Genomic DNA, 20,741 nt, shown 5'->3' with positions numbered 1-20,741 from the left:
CATGCACGGGCGCAACCAACGCTGCACGGCCAGCCCCGCTCATGATGCCACGCTGGGATTTTCCGCCAATATCGGCAACTGGCCATTTGGGGAGTATCGGTCGCTTCAAATGCGACGAAGCCGGCAAAATGAGGTCATGTTCCGCCCGCTGAAGGCGCTGGCGGAGCAGACTGAGCAAACCGGGAACCGGATCGGCCCGGAATTGCCAAGGTTGAAGCAGAAAGCGGGTGTCCCGGCCGATTTTTTTGGGCCTTCTTCTACGCTTCTGACCCTGCCGCGTGCTTGCGCCAGAGGGGTCGTTGTGGCAAGAACCGGCCGCCTGTAGGGCCCGTGTTTGGGCCGATTCTCCTGATCCGGGCATGCTGCCGTAGCTCAGTGGTAGAGCACTCCATTGGTAATGGAGAGGTCGACAGTTCAATCCTGTCTGGCAGCACCATTCATTCCACCGCAAAAGCCTTGTAAAATCAGCATAATTCGACGTTTTGGCTTTGTCGTCGGTTTCAGCCATTTCAGCTATTTCGGCCGGAACAGACCAAGAAAGCATGTGCCAACTGACACAAAACTGGCACAGCGGTTCTACTTTTGTCTCCGACCTTTTGAGCGTCGAGTCTGCCTTCGCCCCGCTGGATCGGAGCGGCGGCGGGTCCTGGGACAGCCGCTGACTGCCAGGCGGATGCGGAAGCCATTTCGAAACTGACCACCGCCACGCGCCTTGCGGCTCCGTTATGCAGTCTCTTGGCGAAGGGGCGCCCCCGAGCAGCGTTATGCTGCCGCTCGCTGGCGGGACCCCCGTTCATGAAGCAGCCAAAGCCGTCCGCGCACGGTCGCAAACCAACCTGGATATCAATAGATTGCCCGCATGAAGAAGATCGGCTTTCTCTCGTTCGGGCACTGGACGCCCTCGTCGCAATCACAGACCCGCTCGGCCGCAGACACGCTCCTGCAATCCATCGAACTCGCCGTTGCGGCCGAGGAATTGGGCGCGGACGGGGCCTATTTCCGGGTCCATCACTTCGCCCGCCAGCTTGCCTCGCCTTTCCCGCTCCTAGCGGCCGTCGGCGCGAAGACAAGCCGCATCGAGATCGGGACGGCGGTGATCGACATGCGCTACGAGAACCCGCTCTACATGGCCGAGGACGCGGGCGCAGCCGATCTCATCGCCGGCGGGCGGCTGCAGCTCGGCATCAGCCGAGGCTCGCCCGAGCAGGTGATCGATGGCTGGCGGTATTTCGGTTATCAGCCGGCCGAGGGCCAGAATGACGCCGACATGGGGCGGCGTCATGCGGAGGTGTTCTTCGATCTGCTGCGCGGCGAGGGCTTCGCCCAGCCGAATCCACGACCCATGTTTCCAAATCCGCCCGGGCTGTTGCGCCTGGAACCCCATTCTGAAGGCCTGCGCGACCGTATATGGTGGGGCGCCGGCTCGAACGCCACGGCGATCTGGGCAGCAAAGATTGGGATGAACCTGCAGAGCTCGACGCTCAAAAACGACGAAACAGGCGAGGCCTTCCACGTGCAGCAGGCCGCCCAGATCCGGGCCTACCGTGCTGCCTGGAAGGAGGCAGGCCATGCACGAGAGCCACGAGTCTCCGTCAGCCGCAGCATTTTCGCCTTGGTCGACGATCGCGACCGCACCTATTTTGGGCGCGGGCGCGAAGATGATGACCAGATCGGATTCATCGACGAGAGGACCCGGGCGATCTTCGGCCGTAGCTATGCCGCCGAGCCGCATGTCCTAATCGAGCAGCTCAGGAAAGACGAAGCTATCACCGAGGCCGATACGCTGCTGCTGACCGTTCCCAACCAATTGGGCGTTGCCTACAACGCGCATGTGATCGAAGCGATCCTGACCCACGTCGCTCCCGCCCTGGGGTGGCGTTAATGAAGCGCCCTACCATATCTCACGAAAAAGGAGGCTGACTTGAGTGTTGCCTTCACCAAGGAAGACAGTGCCGAAACTGCGTCGGAGACTCTGCTGCCCGACCGCCCGATTTCACCTCATCCGAACCTTGTTACGGAAGCGGGATTGAAGGCTCTTGAATTTCAACTCCACCAGGCCCGCGAGGCGTATGAGACGGCGCAAAAGATCGAGGAGGTTAATGAACGACGGCGGCAAGCGGCAATCCCGTTGCGTGATGTGCGCTACTTTGCGGCGAGAGTTCGGACGGCTCAGGTCGTCACCAATCCTACGTCGACTGACACTGTCGCCTTTGGGAGCACCGTGACCTTCAGCCGCGACGATGGGCGCGTGCAGAAATATCATATCGTGGGAGAGGACGAAGCGGACCCTAAGGCCGGTTCGATTTCCTTCGTATCCCCAGTGGCAAGGTTTCTGATGGGCAAAGCTGTCGGGGATGAAGTCGGCGCATCAGGCCAAAAGCTTGAGATCATTTCGATCTCATAGCACGTCCCGCACCGGGCGCAGCCGAACTTTGGAATGGCCGCTTCGCGCCAGGAGCAGCCCTTCAACCGCCTAAGTGCGACGCGCTTCTTCAATCAGCCAATCCCGGAAGGCCACCAAGGCCGGGTTGGACTCCGACGACATCGGGTAAACCGCATAATGGCAGTAGGAAACGCGCAGGCTGTGTTCGGACAGGCGAACCAGCTTTCCGGCCAGGATATCCGATCCTGTGAACGACAGGCGCCCGAGCGCAATCCCCTGTCCTGTCACCGCGGCCTCCATGAGCGCGTTTGTGTCGGTAAAGGAAGTGCCTGCGATATCGCGATCAAGCTTCAAACCGGCAGACCTGAACCAGGCGCGCCACGACAAGTTGCGGTCGATCAGCAGCGGCTCCGATAAAATCGATGCGGGATCTTTCGGCAGACGCCCGCCGTTGAGGCTCGGACTGCATACCGGGAAAAACTCTTCCTCGAGAAGCTTGATGGCCCGGAGTCCTTTCCAATCGCCCATCCCGAACCGAATTGCGATGTCGACACCGTCTGATTTGAAGTTGGCCAGAGACTGAGCCGTCTTGACGTGCAGATTGATGTGCGGAAACCGCGCCTTGAAACGAGGAAGGCGCGGAACCAGCCACCGGGCCGCCATGACCGGCAGCAGGCTTACGGTAATTTCTGCGTCGGTCCGATACGTCTTGATGCTGCCGAGCGACGCGCTCAATTCCGAGAAAGCGTTTTTGACGCCGGCCTGCAGTCTAACTCCGCTGGACGTGGGCACCATTCGGTTGCCCTGCCGCTCGAAAAGGGTGAGCCCCAGTTCTTCTTCCAGCTGTCTTATACGCTGGCTGACGGCGCTGTGCGTCACGTGCAATTCGCGCGCCGCCTCGGAGTAGCTGCCGTGGCGGCAGGCCACCTCGAACACCCGCAAGGTCTCCAGCGACGGTAATCGTGCCATTCGCGAGTTGTTAGAAGCGCTAACAAGTGTTGTCAAATCTTATCGTTCGATCCGCGGCCTTGTCGGAAGTAATCGACAGATCCGAGATGGAGCACCCGCCATGCAAGCCTCCCACGTCATGTCATGCCAAGCCGGCAAACCTTCACGATCCGAAAAGTGCAGCCGACAATCGCGCGAAGCTCGCGCCGGATTTTCCGGAATCGCTGCGCCGGCCATGAGCCGCCGGCACACGGAAGCGAGCCGGCAGCCTCGCGGTCAAGCCGCAGATTTTGACTCCCGTACCCACATGCTGCTGGAGCAGCCAATCGTGCCCACAATCATGCGGCTGGCAATACCCAATGCCGCCGTCATGACCGTCCAGGTCCTGATCGGATTGCTCGAAGTCTATTTCGTTTCGCGACTGGGTGTGGATGCTCTGGCCGGCGTCGCGCCGGTATTTCCGCTGGTTTCGCTGGTGCTCGCCGTCGCCCAGGGCGCGATCGGCGGCGGGTTTGTCACGACCGTCGCACGCGCCCTTGGGACCGGCCGGATGGACGCCGCAAGTGAATATGCGTGGTACGCCGTCACCTTAAGTGTTCCGCTTGGCCTCGCGACAACAGGCGTCATGGTTGTGTTGGGTCCAGGCCTCTACGGCCACATGGGCATCTCCGGAAATGCTCTCGCAATTGCTCTCTCGTATTCGTCCACCATTTTTGCGGGCGCCACGCTGATCTGGTTGTTCAACCTGCTGATGGCCGTGGTTCGTGGCACCGGCAACTTGCAAGTCCCGGTGATCGTGGTCGGTGGCGGAGCCTTGATCCTTGTCCCGCTTTCGCCGGCATTGATCTTTGGCGCCTTTGGTTATCCAGGGCTTGGTCCGTCGGGCGGCGCCGTGGCGATGCTCGTGTATTACGCTTTCGGAACCCTTGCCTACGCAGCCTATCTCTGGGGCAAGTTCGGCGTCCTCAAGCCGTCATTTCGCGTGCCAAAACTCTCCCTCGCCCCGGCGCTTGCGATTCTCCGTGTCGGCGGAATGTCGGCCATCGTCTCGGCCACCACGAACCTGACACTCGCGATCGTCACGGCCTATGTGGGAATGGGCGGGATCGAGGCTTTGGCAGGTTATAGTGCCGGCTCGCGGCTGGAGTTTCTTTTGGTGCCCCTTGCCTACGGCGTCGGCGGTCCGGTCGGAATCGTGGTGAGCGCGAACCTCGGCGCCGGCAAGATCGAACGGGCCGTAAGGGCGTCATGGGCTGGTGTTCTGATGGCCTGCGCCCTGACCGAATCGATCGGACTGGCCGCGGCTGCCTTTCCGAAGCTGTGGATCGGAATTTTCAGCCAGGATCCGTCCGTGCTGCAGGTTGGCGCAGAATATCTGCACCGCGTCGGGCCGTTTTTTGGATTCTTTGGGCTCGGCTATGTTCTTTATTGCGTCGGACAAGCAACCAGACAGATGGGAGCCTCTGTCCTCGCCGCTCTGCTCAGGGCCGCCATCGCGGTGCTCGGGGGCTTTGTGGTTGTCTGGTTAAAGGCCGACGTCACATGGAATTTCGTTGCCGTGGCGTTGGGAATGGTCGCTTTCGGCCTGTTCGCATTGCCACCTCTGGTTAGCCGCTCCGGCTATGAGTAACGTGCCTTCGATGGAGGTGATTTGCGTCACGATCGGAAAGTGCCTGAGAGCGTGTACCCCAAGCCACTCAGTTGTCATCGTGTCACTAGACGACACCTGGACTCGGACAGCGGCTGGAACGCCTCGTCGGTGTAATAGTCCCACTTTTCCTTGATTTGGTCCGGCGCCTTCACTTGCACGAGATAGAGGTCGTGGACCATGCGTCCGTCGGCACGGATGTGGCCGTTGCGCGCGAACACATCGTTGATCGGCGTTGCCTTGAGCTGCTTCATAGCGAGGCAGATTCTTTCAATGCTCCGTGCTGGCATCGAAGACGCCAAATAGGTCATGGGTCGCGAGGACTTCGGAACTCGCAAAGGTCGACGCAACTCGATGCCACTGAAAGCGCGTAAACTCACTCCATTGAACTTTCGAAAGACGCCCGCCCCGAATGCCCTCCTGAGGCCGCGTCCTGCGATCGCAACTAAGTCCTGGCAAATGCCTGGACCAGCGCTCGGATCGGCTCCTCGGCGCGCTGCAAGGGCTCCAGGCGGCGATAGGTGCGCGCGAGCAGCAGCGCTCCCTCGAACTGACTCAGCGCTGCAGTCGCCAGCAGCCTGGCGCGCTCGGCGTTGAAGTGGAACGACTGCAGACCGGTCGCGATCTCTTGCTCCCAGCTCTGAAACGCGGCACCCGCTGCTGCGGTCAACGCTTCCGATGCCCCTGACATCTCGAGCGCCGTTGGCGCAATCGGGCATCCCTCCTTGAAATCGGAACGCTCGAGATCGGCCGCCATGCCACGGACGATCCGGATCAAGAACTCATCGGCGGATTTCGATGTCTTTGCGGCCCCTGCGATGGCTTGGCGGACAGAATCTCCGGCGTATGTCAGGGCAGCAACCGCGATCTCTTCTTTGCCGTTCGGGAAATGGAAATAGAGCGAACCGCGGGGCGAGCCGGCTGCGGCCAGAATGTCGCTCAGCGCGGTGCCGTTATAGCCCTGACGACGCAGGAGTTTGGCCGCCGCGATGATGGTTTTCTCTTTGGAATCAGGCTTGTCGCTCATGTCCCCCAAATAGCACTTGACGATCGGTATGTCGACCTACATACTATGTCGGTCGACATACTTACATGGATTCACGCCGGAGTACGCGGATGCGCAAAGCCATCAGGTCATCGCTACTATTCTTTCTGGTGATCGGCGGAATCGGCGAGGCCGCGGCGCAGTCCCCCTCTAATCAACCAAGGGCAAGCGGCATGGAAACAGACACAGCGAAAATCAAGCAAGCAATGCTCGGAAACTGGGAAAGCATCGCGCCGGAGGTGCGGCCGAGCAAGAACCCGGACGGCTCGCTCAAACCGTTCTACCTCAAGCGCGCATTCAAATATCTGCCGTCGGATCGATTCGAACTCGAGATCGTCAACTCGGCCGACCCGTACGGGGCGGTGCCGCTCGCACGCATCAGGATTGGCGGCCACATGCTGTGGCAAGGCTCACACCCGATCGCTCCGGGAGCGCAGAAGCTCGACTTCGTTGCCGACGAGAGCTACGAGGTAACTCCGCTCGCGCAGGGGTTTGCCGATGTGCTCAATAAGGTCGCGTCGGCTGGATACGCTCCTTGGACGCTCAACGCGCCTCAGAGCATATTCGGAGAGAGCTTCGCTCCCTTCGCCCTGAAAGAAGGGACGAACTTCATGGAGTACGATCTCGTCTACCTCAAAGGCGACCTGCTGTTCTGGGGGGCGCGCAATATCGACGGCCGCGGCTTTGATACGGAGCAGAACCGCCCCACCAACCTCCAGATCCCGTTGATCCGGAAGTGAGCCTGTTGCGAAGTGACTTAATCTCCTGAGCAAGGATCTCCTTCATGGCCGTTTCGGCGCAGGCTGAAATCCCCTCGCAACTCGGCAGATCGGCGATCGTGACGGGGGCGACGGGCGGTCTCGGTTACGAGACCGCCCTGGCGTTGGCCAAGGCCGGGGCAGAGGTCATTGTGACCGGCCGCGACAATCGGAAGGGGCAGTCTGCGATCGAGAAGATCAATCGTGAAGTGTCCGGCGCTCGGTTAAGCTACGAGCCGCTCGATCTGGCCAACCTCGCGTCCATCGCAGATTTTTCGCAGCGGATGCATTCCCGGCAGTCGCTGGATCTCCTGATAAACAATGCAGGAGTGATGGCACTGCCGCGCCGGCAAACCACGACAGACGGCTTTGAAATGCAGTTTGGAACAAACTATCTGGGTCACTTTGCTCTCACGGCTCGGCTGATGCCATTGTTGCGCCGGGCGAGCGGGCCACGCGTCGTAAATGTCAGCAGCCTGGCACACCGAACCGCGTTCATCGATTTCGATGATTTGCAGGGAGCGCGGGTATACTCGCCATGGAAGGCGTATGGGCAATCCAAGCTCGCGCTGCTGATGTTTGCGCTTGAGCTGCAACGGCGGAGTGACGCGACCGGCTGGAACTTGACCAGCAATGCGGCCCATCCGGGATTTGCCCGCACGGGCCTCTTCGCGAGCGGTCCGGGCGGTTTGCTTTCTCTTGCGAGCGATTTCGCCGCTCCGTTTTTTGGTCAATCGGCAACCGACGGAGCCCGACCGATCCTGTTCGCGGCGACGAGCCCAAAAGCGACGCCGGGCGCCTGTTATGGACCCGGCGGACTCGGCGAATTGCGAGGCGCACCGGCGCCGGCCCTGATCATGCCCCAGGCCCGCGACGCGGCAAGGGCAGCGAGACTTTGGGACGTTTCCGAGAAACTCGCAGAGACGTCTTTCAATTGACGGCAGGCAGATGCAATCGCAAAGCACGTCATTTACCTCGGACTTTCGACGAACAATCTGGAGCTGATGTTGCGGTTCTGATTTCTGTCAAAGTACGGCCAGAGCCGCTGCTCGTTCCCGTGATCAGCTAGTTGTTTGCCACTTCAGAACTCCTTTTTCGATTTGCCGGGCGCCGGGCAACCCTAAGCGTTCTTCAATTACGTTGCGCCGTCCAATAGCCCGACCATCGCGCGCTTCCTGAGCGGTCGCTCCAGGTCCAGCGGCCGGTGGCGGCGGAGGGTTTGCGCCCGCATCAGGCAAACCACAGCATTATTTGTCCTTATCGGCTACGGATTTGCGCAGAACTCGACTGGCACGTTCCGGATTGACCTTTGCGCGCGGGAGTTGACCGCCGAATCGCTTCCGGTTGAAAGGCACGGCGCCAGAGCCCGCGACAATTTCGACGTCTTCGAGCTGCAACGGCTTGCCGCGCGCTGACAGCAAGGTGGGATATTCGATTTGCCGTCCGCTGGTGCGATCCTTGAAAACCACCTGCGGCCCTGCCGGCTCGGCAAGCCAGTCATCGCCCCACTTTTTTAGTGCCAGGTAGGTCGGAAAAAACTCGCGCCCCTTTTTGGTCAAGACATATTCGTAACGCCCGCCATGCTCCGGCAACGGCACGCGCGTCATCATGCCGAGATCAACGAACTTCTTCAGCCGAGCGCTGAGAATGTTCGGCGCAACGCCAAGATAGTATTGAAACTCGTCGAACCGCCTGGTCCCATAATAGGCTTCCCGCAGCAGCAGGATCGACCAGCGGTCGCCGACCACCTCCATGGCACGGGCGATGGAGCATTCCTTGTTGGAGGAACCGGAGCGCTTCACGGTGTGTCTCGCAGTCTGTTACCTCGGTGATTCCCGATCGCTTATAGCAGGGGATCCGTACTTTCCGCCTGCCCCTTTTCGATCTTGAAGTCGCTTCGCCGAGGACGGCAGCGCGGTCAAGCCGCCTGCCCGGCAGGCTCCCGTGGTTTGACCGCAGCTTCAGGTTCAAGCGCGCGACGGTGCGTAACGAGCACCCCGGTCTCGGAGAGCCGCTGCAGTTCCGCCTCGCTCACGCCCAGTTCGCGAAACACCTCCCTGTTGTGTTCGCCCTGGAAAGCCGGTGTGCCGATCGGTGTCAGTTCATCGCTGGAAAAGCGCCAGGGGCGGCCCGGCAACTTGTATTCGCCGCCGCTGCGATCCGGAACGAGCTGGACCGCACCCCAATAGTCGCTCCAGTCCGATTTCGTCAGCTCCTTGATCGAGCGGATTTCGCCCATCGCGATCTTGGCCTCATCGAACTGGGCGTCGAGTGTCGCCATGTCGGGAAAAGTCAACATCCAGGACTGGATGATCTGGTGCAACGCGCCGAAATTCAGCCGCCGCGCCGCAGCGCTCGAAAACCGCGGGTCGTCCATCAGATCGACGCGACGCATCGCGCGGAGCCAGGACGGAAACGTCCGGCTGCCGATAATGCTGGTGGCGACGGTGAAATGCTCACCCTGCGGACCCGTGAAGAAGGAGCAATCGGTGGCGCCAAGCACCGCAGGCTCTGCACCGATGTCGTCGTCCGACAGATCGACATGCGCGCGTTCATTGACCGCGAGCAAGGTCGCCGCCATCGCAACGTCGATATACTGGCCCTGCCCGGTTGTCTGGCGACTGTGGAGCGCCGCCAGGATGGCGATCACCGCCTGCAATCCCGCATAGACGTCAGCATGCGACAGGCTGTCGGTGCGCGGCTCTTTCAAGGCCTCGCCATAGTGCCGAACGCTGTTCTCGGTGAAGCCGGCCTCGGCCTGCACCGTCGGCGCATATGCCATCCGGCTGCGCCAGGGACCGCCCTGACCGTAACCGGTGATCGACGCGTAGATCAGCCGTGGATTGCGCTTCGACAGAGTCTCGTAATCGAGACCGAAGAAGCCGAGCGTCCCCGCGCGAAAGTTCTCGACCACAACGTCCGCAGTATCGCAGAGCTTCAGCGCGAGATCATACGCGCCGGGAATGTTTAGATTGATGCTGACGTTGCGCTTGCCGGCGTTCTGCTGCGCATAATAGCCCGACATGCCGTCGGTCGACGGAAACGCAAAGCGCGACACGTCCGGGCTCGGCGGTTCGACCTTGATGACCCCGGCGCCAAGATCCTGTAAGGTCCGCGCGCACAGTGGACCTGCGAGTACGCGGGAAAAGTCGACGACGCGAATTCCGCTGAGAGGACCACCCATGGTCAGCGCCCCCCGAATTTGGCGAGGCCGGGGCCGTTTTTGCGGAACGAGGCAAGGCCGGCTTTCAGATCTTCCGACGCCCAGATCGGCGCCTGTACCCTTGCCATCGCCTCGTCGGCCGCGGCCACCCCCTCGTTGACGGCGATGTGGGCGAGTTCCTTGGTGGCCGCGTGGGCCAATGTCGGACCTTGCGCGAATTCCTCGGCGATCGCCATGGTCGCCTTCTCCAGCGATTCTTCCGGAACGGTCAGATTGATCAGGCCCCACTTCTCCAGCGTCGGCGCATCGTAACGACGCGCCAGCATCGACATCTCCTTGGCCCGCAACGCGCCAATGCGCTGCACCTGGCGCTGGATGCCGCCCAGCAATGGATGCAGCCCTAGCGTTGCTTCCACCGAACCGATCTTCGCCGACGACGCCGCGATGACGTAGTCGCAACACAACGCCAGTTCGAGCCCCCCGCCAAGGCAGACGCCATGGACACTCGCGATCAACGGGATCGGTAGCAGTTCCATGAAGCGGAGGAACTCGACGCCGTTCAAGCGGCGGTTTTCGCCGCCCGTATCGCCACTGCCCTGCTCCACGCGTCTGTCGAAAATATCGAGATCGGCGCCGGCAGAGAAATGCCGAAGCCCGCTGCGAAGGACGATTGCCCGGCTACCGGCTTTCTGCGCCGCTTCGACCTGCTCGACGATGGCATTGATGAGCTTTGGCCCAAGCAAATTGTAGGGCCGATAGACCATGGTCAACACGGAAATATTGCCGCGCTGCTCGCGCGTAATCAGCACATCCTCGGACACCACGCACCTCCATCGTTCGGCGCGACGATACGCGCCCTGCCTGTTCATTCCGGTCAGATTACAACATGACTTGCATTTTGCAAGTCATGTTTGCGTGGCCGGATCAAGTTAAATGACAACCGTCATTTCAAATCAGCGGGGCTTCGGTTTGCAGACTCAGGGCGGTTCGAGGCTCTATTTCCGAAAGTGCGTCAAACGCCAGCGGACCAGTTCGTCCGCTCCCGGACCTGCCTGCGGCAGCAAATCCTGCTTTCCGACGCGTTGCCCGGTCTCGTTGTCGACCATTGCAAGCTTCACCGTGTGTCCGGTTTTTCGATCCACAAATTTGAGTGGAGGCCCCACGTTTCCGGAAACCGCCCACTTGTCTCCCACCTGCAACAGCGCCTGCATCACGAGGATGGTGTCCCGACCCTTCGCGGTCAGAACGTATTCATATCGCTCGGGATTGGTCTGGTACCGGCGCCGCTCGATCAATTCGCTGTCCTCAAGGTGCTTCAACCGGTCGGACAAGGTTGCGTTGGTTACTCCCGTTGACCGGCGCAGGTCCTCGTACCTGCTCAGCCCGAGCGACAGGTCGCGCAGAATCAGTACGGCCCAACGGTCGCCGATCGCGTCCATGACGCCGGCGATCGAGCACGCCATCCCATCAAAACTCTTTGACTTCATAAAATGCTTGCCTCTTTACCACTCTTATCATTAGAGTGACTCGCTGTCGACCGCTATCTCCGCTTCCGCGGGCCGGCTCCGGCGATAGCGGAGCCACCGATATCGACGGAAAGGGACAATGAACATGTGCGAGCTTCGCGACCTCGTCATCGAGGCCCACGGAGGCATCGAGCGTTGGAATAAAGTGAAAACCATCGAGGGCGACATGTCCATCACCGGCGGCCTGTGGGCGCGAAAAGGGTGGCCCGACGTTCTCAAGAACGTCCACGTCACGGCCGCCGCCGGTCATCAATGGATTAGCTACCGGCCCTTCATCAGCGAAGGCATGCGGAGTTCATGCACCCCCGACCATACCGTGATCGAAGCGCTCGACGGAAAGCCCGTCAAGGATCGCAGGAATCCCCGCGCCGCCTTTGACGGCCATACCGTTGAAACGCCTTGGGACGACTTGAATCTCGCCTATTTCAGCGGTTATGCGATGTGGAATTACCTGAATACGCCCTTCATCTTCGCGCTACCAGGATTTCAAGCCGAAGAAATGGAACCTTGGGACGAAAACGGCCAAGAACGCCGGCTGCTCCGGGTTGTTTTTCCGGATCACGTTGCAACGCACTGCCCCGAGCAGATTTTCCACGTCAATGGCGAGGGCTTGATTTGCCGGGTGGACTACAGCGCACCCGTCGCCGGGGGCGCACCGACGGCGCACTACCTGTACGACTACAGGGATTTTTCCGGAATCAAGGTGGCCACGCGGCGGCGGGCGCTTCGCAGGAAAGCTGACGGCACCGCGATTCCAGATCCGGTTTTCGTCGCGATCGATATCGCCGAGCTCAGCTTCTCATGACTGGACCGTTGCCCGCCTCGGAGGAAAGAATGATCGATACCGACAAAAAGCATCACGTCGTGACGATCGACGTCAACGGCGTGCGTCACACCGCTTCGGTGGAAGCACGCAAGCTTCTGGTTCATCTGCTACGAGACGATTTCGGCCTCACAGGGACCCATGTCGGCTGCGACACCTCGCAGTGCGGCGCCTGCACCGTCGATATCGATGGACAAGCGGTCAAATCCTGCACGGTTCTCGCCGTGATGGCGGACGGTTCTTCGATCACGACGATCGAAGGACTCGCGCCCGGCAATGGCGAATTGCATCCGGTTCAGGCGGCATTCCATGAGCATCACGCCCTGCAATGCGGCTTCTGTACGCCGGGGATGATCATGACGGTCCGTCAGTTGCTCAAGCAAAGCCCGAATCCGACGGAACGCGAAATCCGTCACGGCCTCGCCGGCAACATCTGCCGCTGTACCGGCTACAACAACATCGTGCGCGCCGTGGAATCCCTTGCCTCGGAGACACATCGCCATGACTGAAGCAGCCGCGATCAAATATGTCGGCCAGCCGCTGCGGCGGCGCGAGGATTTCAAGTTCGTCACGGGCAAGGGACGCTATACCGACGATATCAAGGCGGCGGGCATGTTGCATATGGCGGTCCTACGATCGCCTCACGCGCATGCCGTCATCAGGCAAGTCGATCTCTCGGTGGCACAGACGGCGCCAGGCGTCCGTTTGGCTTTGTCGGGGGCCGACCTCGCGGGCAAGATCGGCGCGATCGTTCCCAACTGGATCATACCGGGGACAAAGGTGCCGAACAGACCTGTCGTCGCCATCGACCGGGTTCGTTTCGTCGGCGAATGCGTCGCGCTGGTGATCGCCGAAACCCAGGCGATGGCCCACGATGCCATCGGGCTTATCGATGTCGACTATGAGACACTTCCTGCCGTGATCGACGAGGAAGCCGCGATCGGCGACGGCGCGCCGCAACTGCACGAGAACGTGCCCAACAACATCACCACGATCTACCGGATCGGCGGCGGCGACTATGGCAAGGCCGTGCGAGAAGCCGATCAGGTCATTGCACTTCGCGTTGCCAACAACCGCCTGATCCCGACCTGCATGGAGACGCGCTCCATTCTGGCCGAACCGAACGTCGACGGAAGCCTGACCATCTACCTGCAGAGCCAGGTGCCCCACATGCATCGCCGCTGGATCGCGGACACGGTTGGCATTCCCGAACACCAGTTGCGGATTGTGGCGCCCGATATCGGCGGCGGATTCGGCGCCAAGATGCATCTGTACCCGGAGGAACTGCTCTGCCCGTATCTGGCGCGCCGGCTGGGCGTTCCGGTCAAGTGGTGGGAATCCCGCTCCGAAAGCCACCAGTCCACCAACCATGGCCGGGCGCACACCGAGACCATCGAAATCGCGTTTCGCAACGATGGCAAGATTCTCGGCCTGAAAGTCGAGACGCTCGGCAATGTCGGCGCCTACCTGTCGAACATGGCAAGCGGCGGTCCGACCGTGAATACGATCAATTTCGGCACCGGCGGTTACAAGATCGAGCACTATGAGGCGCGCTCCAGGGTGATCGTGACCAACACCGTGCCGGTCGATGCCTATCGCGGTTATGGCCGGCCCGAGGGGGGATACATCGCCGAACGGGCGATCGACGCGGTCGCGCGTCACCTCGACATCGATCAGGTCGAGGTGCGTCAAAGGAATTTCATTCAGCGCGGTGATTTTCCGTACAAACCCTACAACGGCCCCGCCGTGATCTACGATAGCGGCGACTATGAAGGCTGCCTGGCAAAGGCAATGGAGGCCTTCAATTTTGCCGCACGCAGCAGCGAACGCGATCAATTGCGGGCCAAGGGCCGCTATCGCGGCATCGGTGTCGCAGCCTATACCCACATGTGCGGCATGGCGCCGTCACGCCGTCTGGCGTTAATAGGATTCAACCGCGGAGGCTGGGAAAGCGCGCGGGTCAGCGTGGACTCGAGCGGCCGGGTAACGATTTTTTCCGGATCCATGAGTCAGGGCCACGGCCACGTCACCTCGCTGGCGCAGATTGCCGCCGACGTCCTGCAGCTACCGATCGAGCACATCGACGTGGTGCAGGGCGACACGCGGCAAGTCCAGGCCGGTCACGGCACCTTCAACTCACGCTCGATGGCGGTGGGCGGATCGGGCGTTCATGTCTCCTCCACCCGCGTGGTCGCAAAGGCAAAGAAGATTGCCGCAAGCATGCTGGAAGTGGACGAAGGGGACGTTTCCTATCGGGCGGGCCAGTTCAGCGTCGCCGGGACCGACATCGCACCGTTGACGTTCGGCGCAGTGGCCCGGATGGCCTATGTCGGCCACCAGCTGCCGGACGGAATGGAGCCTGGCCTCGACGAGACGGTGTTTTACGATCCCAAGGGCATGGGCGCGCCTTCGGGAATCCACATGGCCTATGTCGAGGTCGATCCGGAGACGGGGATCGTCGATATTCTCGATTATGTCGCCGTTGACGACGCCGGCACGATTATCAATCCCCTGCTTGCCGCTGGACAGATTCATGGCGGCGTCGTGCAGGGTATCGCGCAGGCGCTCTATGAAGAAGTCAGCTACGACCCCGATACCGGGCAATTGATGACCGGCTCGCTGCTCGACTATGCGGTGCCGCGCGCCGAACATGTCCCCAGCATACGAACGCTGTTTCAGCAGACGCCCTCCCCCACCAACCCGATCGGCGTAAAGGGTATTGGCGAAAGCGGCTCGATCGCGGCGCCGCCATGTATGGTGCACGCCGTGCTCGACGCGCTTTCGCCATTCGGGATAAAACATCTCGACATGCCGATGACGCCACCGCGCGTCTGGTCGGCGATTCAGAACGCACGCGCCGGAGCAGGCCGATGATCCCCTCATCATTCGATTATGTTCGCGCAACCTCGCTCGCCCACGCGATCGGGCTGCTGCAGAAGGATCCCGACGGCAGCAAGCTCGTTGCCGGCGGACATACGCTGATCCCGACGTTGAAATTGCGGCTGGCATCGCCTGCGCTTTTGATCGACATCGGAGGCATCGGCGAATTGAAGGGAATCCAGATCGCCGACCGCATCAGGATCGGCGCCCTGACAACGCATGCCGAACTGCTGGCGTCCGAACCCCTGCGAACGGTGCTGCCGATCTTCCATCAAGCCGCCGACCTGATTGCCGACCCGCAGGTGCGCAATCGCGGTACGATCGGCGGCTCACTGGCAAACGCCGACCCCGCGGCCGACTGGCCGGCGGTGGTCGTCGCACTGAAGGGAGAACTGGAGCTCGCAGGCCCGATCGGCAACAGGCAGGTCGCGGCAAGGGACTTCTTCGTCGACATCATGACCACTGCGCTCGAGCCGGAAGAAGTGCTTGTGGCCATCCACATCCCCTACCCTAACGCCGGTGCGCAGTTCCGATATCGCAAGATCCGCCACCCGGCGAGTGGCTATGCCGTGGTCGGAGTTGCCGTGGCACTGCGCCAGCAAGACGGCATCGTTTCGGAAGCCACGATTGCCATCACCGGCGCGACCGGCCGGGCTTTTGCGGCGGATTCCGCGAGCGCGCATCTGGTCGGCAAGCCACTATCGACCGAAACCATCGCAAACGCCGCCTTGCTCGCCAGTGAACAGGCCGAGTGCCTGTCGGATGGCTACGCGTCGGCTGATTATCGCAAGCATCTCGTCGAGACCGAGGTCAGCAGGGCGTTGACGTCGCTGACCAATGCCTGATCGGCAAGCGCATTTTCCAGCTCGGCGAACGATCGCAATTATCCCGCGACCTTCGAAAAATCAGGCTTGCGGCGCTCGGCAAATGCCGCGAACGCTTCGCGGGCTTCGCCGGTCTGCAGGCGCTCGCGAAACAACGCGCCTTCCCGGCTGATTTGAGCGGCGATCTTGTCCATGTCGCGCATCAACGCCTTGGTGTGGTTCAGTGAACCGGCCGGTCGTTTGGTCAGGGCCTCGGCCGCCGCCCGAGCCCTGGCGCGCAAATCTGCGGCCGGCACGACGGCGTTGGCCAGGCCGCAGGCCAAGGCGGTGGCGGCATCGAGCGGTTCGCCCAACGCAAACATCGCGTAGGCACGAACGTGCCCGATCCGCGCCGGCAGCAACCAGCTCGAGGCGGCCTCCGGAACCAGCGCCAGATTCACGAACGGCGTCATCAGCTTTGCGGTGTCGGCAAGGAAAACCAGGTCGCAATGCAGCAGCATCGTGGTGCCGACGCCGACCGCGTTGCCTTGTACGGCGGCAACGAGCGGACGGGTGGCCTTACCGAGATTGCTAATGAACCGATGCGCCTGGGGCTCACCGGTGTCCTTGCCATTGGCTTGGGCACTGAAATCGGCAAGGTCATTTCCGGCCGTAAAACTGTCACCGTCTCCCTGGAATAGAACCACGCGGACAGCCGGATCCTTCTCCGCGCGCTCCAACCCATCCGACATGGCGCTATACATAGCGTTGCTCAGAGCGTTCTTTTTGTCGGCGCGGGCCAGCGTCAATGTCATGATGCCAGCGGACAGTTCGGTTCTTACATGTTCAGTCATGATCGCTCTTCTCCTTGCAGCTTTTGTCTGGTCGCCGAGCACTCGATGCTATCCTCGCTCTTCGCCCCGCCGATTGACCGCTTAGGGCGTGCCGTCCGGCTTCAAGAATCTCGTCGGACAGCTCCTTGTCGCCGACCGCACGCGCGAGCGCGATCGATCCCATCATGGTTGCAAGCGCGCCGGCAGCGATCTGGCGTGCCTCCTTCGGCGATTTATCCGGAAACAACATGGTGACCACGTCGATCATTTCGTCGAGCTTCCTTGCAAATATGTGGCGCGCCTTCTTGCCTGAACGGGCGACGTCAGCACCGAGGGCCGGCAGCACGCAGCCGTGTGCCCGATCATCACGATGACCAGGGCTCAGATATTCTTCAACGATAACGTCGAACCGTTCCTCGACCGGCATTCCCTTCATAAGCTTCAGCCATTGGGAGACCTTTCGATCCATGGCCAAGGCGAACGCCTCGACCACCAGAGCTTCGCGCGATTCGAAATGAGCGTAGAAGCCACCGTGCGTGAGACCCGCGAGCTTCATCAAGTCGGCCACGCTCATGCCGTCGGCGCCGCCTTGACGCAGACCATACGAGGCCTCCTCGACAATCCGGCTCCGGGTCTGCAGCCCGTGGCCCTTCACGTAACGCATTGCCGGCTCCATCGAAAATTCGGAGACAGTCTGAGCATTTGCGGCTCGATTTCGAGAAACGGTCCCCACCCTCCTCCCACAGCATTGTGTATGAGCAGTTTCGGAGAGTTGTATCGATTGCGGACGTCTGCAACAGCGTCAGCGACCTGTCTTTCGCTGGAAACGTCGCTGATCATCGCGTGGGTATCCGGAAGCTCCTGTTCCAGCGCGCGGATGGGATCTGGCGAGCGCGCCAGGGCAATGACACGAAATCCTTCCGCCGCGAAACGCCGGACGATCGCGGACCCGGTGCCAGGGCCGACACCCGTAACAATGACAATCGGCTTGTCAGGCATCGACGCCTCGCCAGAACTTCGATCGCCGGAACGGGGTTCTAGACAGCATAGGCGCACCAGACGATCGGTTGCGATCGCACTATATTAGATGACAATCATCATACCACGCAACTGCAATTTGGGCGGCAGGCGGCGGCCCTAACGCCCCGCGAATGCGGGTTTTCGCTTGTCGACGAAGGCGCGCACCGCCTCCTTGTGATCGGTCGTCCGCGACGACCGGACCATGTTTTCCGCTTCCTGATCCATTGAATCCAGAAAATCCGATTTCAAGGCATGGTCAAGGTTGTCCTTGATGTAGGCCAGCGCGATCGACGGTCCCTCGGCCAGCGACCTTGCGAGCGCAAATGAGGCCTCGCGCATCTCGGCGTCGGGCACCACACGGTTGACGAGGCCTAGCGTCTCGCAACGGCGGGCGTCGATCCGTTCGGACAGGAACATCAGTTCCCGCGCCCGCGACGTTCCGACAAGCCGGGTCAGCAACCATGCGATACCGTAGTCCCCCGTCAGCCCGATGCGGGCGTATCCCGTGGACATGATCGCGGATTCGCTGGCGATGCGGATATCGCAAGCAAGCGCGAGGGCCAGTCCGGCGCCTGCCGCGGGACCCGGAAGCGCTGCAATCGTCGGCTTTCTCACCGCCACCAGCGCACCGGTCAAGGTGCGTTGCTTGGTCCGCAGATCGGCAACGCGTTCTTCGAACGGTATTTCGGCCTTGTTGGAACTGGCACCCATGCCCTTGACATCGCCGCCGGCACAAAAGGCGCTGCCCGTACCCGTGATCAGCAACGCCCCGACGCCAGGATCATCGCCGCATTGCTTGACCATCCGTCGCAAGGCCGGAGTCAGACGATCGGAGAGCGCGTTGCGCGCCTCCGGGCGATTGAGCGTGATAACCGCGACGCGGTCGCGGATTTCGCACAACAGCTCGCTGGTTCCGGTGTCGATCTCGGTCCGACCTTCTGCCATCTCAGCCACTCCTTTTTTTGATTCCATCGAAATCGCGATCTCCGGCGTGGACGTCACCGATCGTTCATAGACCGCAAAAGCCTCACGCAATCTCCTAAACGACGATCACTTGGCCGCAAGGTTCGGACGAATAGATCAGTTCCATCTGCGTCGCCCGATTGATCAGGACGGCGCGTTGATTGATGTACGCCTTGTCCGTGATCTCGCCAGCCGCCAGCGAGGGCGGCTCCTCAAGGAGCGTGAAGGCGGAGATGCGCTCGCTGCTTCCGACACCGGTATTGTAGAGCCGGAGGCATTGTTGGAGAAATGCGATCACGCCCGGATCACAATTGAGATTGCCGTCGGCGTTCGTGGCGTGCTTTCTGGCCATGACCGGGTTCAACCAGCCCAGCACTGCGCACGATTGGCGATTTTCGCCGGCAATGACGACGTCCTGCAAAACACCGTGAGTGGCCGCCAGTGCCGCGGCTCGCAGATTGCCGACAGCCACCCATGTCCCGTTGGCGAGCTTGAAGTTTTCGGAAACCCGGCCGGTGAAGCGCAGACCACGGCTCGGGTCGGCAGGATCGATGAACGACACGGTGTCGCCGACCCGGTAGAAACCTTCATCGTCAAAAGCCGCCGACGTCAAATCCGGGCGGCCAAGATAGCCTGGCGTCACATTGGGGCCGCGCACGCGGGCCTCATAAGTATCGCCGGCAGGGATGAGCTTTAACTCTATCCCAGGAGCCGGAAGTCCCAACTCACCCGGCGCGTCGGTCGCCCAGTGCGTGGTGGCGATCGTGGGCGACGTTTCGGTGGTACCGTAGCCTGACATCACCGGAATAGGCCTGGCCGTCGACGCCTTCGCCAGGTGATAGAGCTTGTCCAGCGTGGTCCGTGATATCGCAGCGCCCGCGTAACTCATGCGGTCGAGCTGCCGGAAAAAATTGGTTCGCAGATCCTGGTCGGTCTCCAACGCCTCGCACAATAGCGTGTATCCCGCCGGCACATTGAACATTGCTGTCGGCGATATTTCTTTCAAATTGGCAATCGTCTTGTGAAACAATTGCGGGACCGGGCGCCCCTCATCGATGTAGAGCGTGCCGCCATGCTTCAGAATGCCGTGCAGGATGACATTGCTTCCCATGGTGTGATGCCATGGAAGCCATTCGACCTGCACTGGCGCTTCACGAGGCGATACCAGCAACGCTCCCATCTGCAGCGAACTTGCCATCATCTTGTGGGTGTTGATCACACCTTTGGGAAGCCCGGTCGAACCCGAGGTGAACAGGATTTTGGCGGCGGCTTCCTTGTCGATCGAACGAAAGGCCTGCTCGAACTCCGCGCCGGGACGCGTCAGGTAGAGCGATTGAACCGACACGGATCCAGCCTTCTGATCCGCCGCAATCCATGTCGCCGACGCAAACTCCGGAATCTTGCGTGCGCCCGAATAGGTCTCGCTATCCTGCACGAAAACGAACGAGGGCCGAAGCAGCGTTGCGATATCCTGCAAGCGAGCCAGGCCGCCCGGCATGAGCGAATAGTTCGGAGATATCGGGGCTGCGACGACCCCGACCGTCATCGCCGCGAACATGACGATTGCCTGCTCGATCGAATTGCCGGAGAGAATGGCAAGTCTGTCACCGCGCCTGGCGCCCAGATCGATCATGGCCTGCCCAACCGACTGCACTCTTTGCCAGAGTTCGGCATAGGAAATCCTTTGCCACTCGCCGTCGCGGCCGCGCTGGGCTAGAAATACGCGCTGCGGCGCCTTCTCCGCCCACTCCGGGATAAAATCCAGGATCGACCATTGCGGGCTTTCGAACCTGATCGGGGACCGCAGCACGAGCGTTCCGTCAGGGCGCTTCTCGATCCCGACCTCTCGCGGCGCGAATCGGAGGCCTTCTGCAGGCACAAATGGAGATTCGTGACGGGTCATGCGGCGCGTGCTCCTGTCTGACGATCTATGCTGTTCGTTGATTGC

22 protein-coding genes and 1 tRNA gene are annotated in these 20,741 nt (G+C 61.1%); 11 read left to right on the top strand and 12 right to left on the bottom strand.

Annotated elements, in window-relative coordinates:
* Position 1: 1 nt before the first annotated feature.
* From V1289_RS26610 to greA, 4 genes are all read left to right on the top strand, one after another.
* On the top strand, positions 2–325 hold the full coding sequence (locus V1289_RS26610) for a hypothetical protein (RefSeq protein WP_334400172.1): 324 nt from the start codon (positions 2–4) through the stop codon (positions 323–325).
* Between the two features lie 36 nt (positions 326–361).
* Positions 362–436, top strand: a tRNA-Thr gene (locus V1289_RS26605).
* A 423-nt stretch (positions 437–859) separates the two neighbouring features.
* The gene (locus tag V1289_RS26600) at positions 860–1,882 is read left to right on the top strand and encodes an LLM class flavin-dependent oxidoreductase (RefSeq protein ID WP_334400170.1); all 1,023 of its coding nucleotides are present in this window, start codon (positions 860–862) and stop codon (positions 1,880–1,882) included.
* A gap of 39 nt (positions 1,883–1,921) precedes the next feature.
* Positions 1,922–2,404: a transcription elongation factor GreA gene (gene greA, locus V1289_RS26595; protein WP_334400168.1), complete on the top strand. Its 483-nt coding sequence runs from the start codon at positions 1,922–1,924 to the stop codon at positions 2,402–2,404.
* 69 nt (positions 2,405–2,473) lie between these two features.
* Here greA and gcvA read toward each other — a convergent pair whose 3' ends face one another.
* Positions 2,474–3,352: a transcriptional regulator GcvA gene (gcvA, locus tag V1289_RS26590; protein WP_334400166.1), complete on the bottom strand. Its 879-nt coding sequence runs from the start codon at positions 3,350–3,352 to the stop codon at positions 2,474–2,476.
* Positions 3,353–3,659: 307 nt separating this feature from the next.
* On the opposite strand from gcvA, the gene V1289_RS26585 reads away from it, so the two are divergent.
* Positions 3,660–4,961, top strand: coding sequence for an MATE family efflux transporter (locus V1289_RS26585; RefSeq protein ID WP_334400164.1), 1,302 nt, complete (start codon positions 3,660–3,662; stop codon positions 4,959–4,961).
* A gap of 74 nt (positions 4,962–5,035) precedes the next feature.
* Here the strand turns inward: V1289_RS26585 and V1289_RS26580 are convergent, their stop codons facing one another.
* Both V1289_RS26580 and V1289_RS26575 read right to left on the bottom strand, forming a co-directional pair.
* Positions 5,036–5,233: a hypothetical protein gene (locus tag V1289_RS26580; protein WP_442896080.1), complete on the bottom strand. Its 198-nt coding sequence runs from the start codon at positions 5,231–5,233 to the stop codon at positions 5,036–5,038.
* 191 nt (positions 5,234–5,424) lie between these two features.
* On the bottom strand, positions 5,425–6,006 hold the full coding sequence (locus tag V1289_RS26575; protein ID WP_334400162.1) for a TetR/AcrR family transcriptional regulator: 582 nt from the start codon (positions 6,004–6,006) through the stop codon (positions 5,425–5,427).
* Positions 6,007–6,095: 89 nt separating this feature from the next.
* Here V1289_RS26575 and V1289_RS26570 point away from each other — a divergent pair, with 89 nt between their 5' ends.
* The gene (locus V1289_RS26570) at positions 6,096–6,764 is read left to right on the top strand and encodes a hypothetical protein (protein WP_334400160.1); all 669 of its coding nucleotides are present in this window, start codon (positions 6,096–6,098) and stop codon (positions 6,762–6,764) included.
* A 44-nt stretch (positions 6,765–6,808) separates the two neighbouring features.
* Positions 6,809–7,720, top strand: a complete 912-nt coding sequence (locus V1289_RS26565; protein WP_334400158.1) for an SDR family oxidoreductase — start codon at positions 6,809–6,811, stop codon at positions 7,718–7,720.
* Positions 7,721–8,029: 309 nt separating this feature from the next.
* On the opposite strand, the gene V1289_RS26560 is transcribed toward V1289_RS26565, so the two are convergent.
* The 4 genes from V1289_RS26560 to V1289_RS26545 all read right to left on the bottom strand — a co-directional run bounded on the left by V1289_RS26560 (position 8,030) and on the right by V1289_RS26545 (position 11,384).
* Entirely contained in the window at positions 8,030–8,584 is a 555-nt protein-coding gene (locus V1289_RS26560) for a winged helix-turn-helix transcriptional regulator (protein WP_334400156.1), read from the bottom strand.
* A 116-nt stretch (positions 8,585–8,700) separates the two neighbouring features.
* Positions 8,701–9,966 carry a CaiB/BaiF CoA transferase family protein gene (locus tag V1289_RS26555; RefSeq protein ID WP_334400154.1) on the bottom strand — a complete coding sequence of 422 codons (1,266 nt, stop codon included), beginning with the start codon at positions 9,964–9,966 and terminating at the stop codon, positions 8,701–8,703.
* 2 nt (positions 9,967–9,968) lie between these two features.
* Positions 9,969–10,766: an enoyl-CoA hydratase/isomerase family protein gene (locus V1289_RS26550; RefSeq protein WP_334400152.1), complete on the bottom strand. Its 798-nt coding sequence runs from the start codon at positions 10,764–10,766 to the stop codon at positions 9,969–9,971.
* Positions 10,767–10,940: 174 nt separating this feature from the next.
* On the bottom strand, positions 10,941–11,384 hold the full coding sequence (locus tag V1289_RS26545; protein WP_334400150.1) for a winged helix-turn-helix transcriptional regulator: 444 nt from the start codon (positions 11,382–11,384) through the stop codon (positions 10,941–10,943).
* Between the two features lie 166 nt (positions 11,385–11,550).
* Between V1289_RS26545 and V1289_RS26540 the strand changes: the two genes are divergently transcribed.
* From V1289_RS26540 to V1289_RS26525, 4 genes are read left to right on the top strand one after another with little or no spacing between them, the layout of a single operon-like run.
* Positions 11,551–12,276 (top strand): hypothetical protein, encoded by a 726-nt coding sequence (locus V1289_RS26540; RefSeq protein ID WP_334400148.1) that lies wholly within the window; start codon positions 11,551–11,553, stop codon positions 12,274–12,276.
* A gap of 29 nt (positions 12,277–12,305) precedes the next feature.
* The gene (locus tag V1289_RS26535) at positions 12,306–12,803 is read left to right on the top strand and encodes a (2Fe-2S)-binding protein (protein WP_334400147.1); all 498 of its coding nucleotides are present in this window, start codon (positions 12,306–12,308) and stop codon (positions 12,801–12,803) included.
* A complete protein-coding gene (locus V1289_RS26530) occupies positions 12,796–15,168 on the top strand; it encodes a xanthine dehydrogenase family protein molybdopterin-binding subunit (RefSeq protein WP_334400146.1) in 2,373 nt (790 codons plus the stop codon). The genes V1289_RS26535 and V1289_RS26530 overlap by 8 nt, the downstream gene beginning before the upstream one ends.
* Positions 15,165–16,019, top strand: a complete 855-nt coding sequence (locus tag V1289_RS26525) for an FAD binding domain-containing protein (RefSeq protein ID WP_334400145.1) — start codon at positions 15,165–15,167, stop codon at positions 16,017–16,019. The genes V1289_RS26530 and V1289_RS26525 overlap by 4 nt, the downstream gene beginning before the upstream one ends.
* Positions 16,020–16,057: 38 nt before the next feature.
* Here the strand turns inward: V1289_RS26525 and V1289_RS26520 are convergent, their stop codons facing one another.
* The 5 genes from V1289_RS26520 to V1289_RS26500 form a co-directional block, all read right to left on the bottom strand.
* The gene (locus V1289_RS26520; protein WP_334400143.1) at positions 16,058–16,831 is read right to left on the bottom strand and encodes an enoyl-CoA hydratase-related protein; all 774 of its coding nucleotides are present in this window, start codon (positions 16,829–16,831) and stop codon (positions 16,058–16,060) included.
* A complete protein-coding gene (locus V1289_RS26515) occupies positions 16,824–17,474 on the bottom strand; it encodes a TetR/AcrR family transcriptional regulator (RefSeq protein WP_334400141.1) in 651 nt (216 codons plus the stop codon). Before V1289_RS26515 ends, V1289_RS26520 begins: the two co-directional genes overlap by 8 nt.
* The gene (locus tag V1289_RS26510; protein ID WP_334400139.1) at positions 17,462–17,809 is read right to left on the bottom strand and encodes an SDR family oxidoreductase; all 348 of its coding nucleotides are present in this window, start codon (positions 17,807–17,809) and stop codon (positions 17,462–17,464) included. The genes V1289_RS26515 and V1289_RS26510 overlap by 13 nt, the downstream gene beginning before the upstream one ends.
* 138 nt (positions 17,810–17,947) lie before the next feature.
* Complete coding sequence (locus V1289_RS26505) at positions 17,948–18,775, bottom strand: enoyl-CoA hydratase-related protein (RefSeq protein WP_334400137.1); 828 nt, start codon at positions 18,773–18,775, stop codon at positions 17,948–17,950.
* A gap of 94 nt (positions 18,776–18,869) precedes the next feature.
* The gene (locus tag V1289_RS26500) at positions 18,870–20,696 is read right to left on the bottom strand and encodes an AMP-binding protein (RefSeq protein WP_334400135.1); all 1,827 of its coding nucleotides are present in this window, start codon (positions 20,694–20,696) and stop codon (positions 18,870–18,872) included.
* Positions 20,697–20,741 lie beyond the last annotated feature (45 nt).

It is taken from the genome of Bradyrhizobium sp. AZCC 2289 (assembly GCF_036924615.1).
Lineage (GTDB): Bacteria > Pseudomonadota > Alphaproteobacteria > Rhizobiales > Xanthobacteraceae > Bradyrhizobium.
The sequence above is the reverse complement of the archived record's forward strand: the minus strand, read 5'-3'. Positions and strand labels throughout refer to the sequence as shown.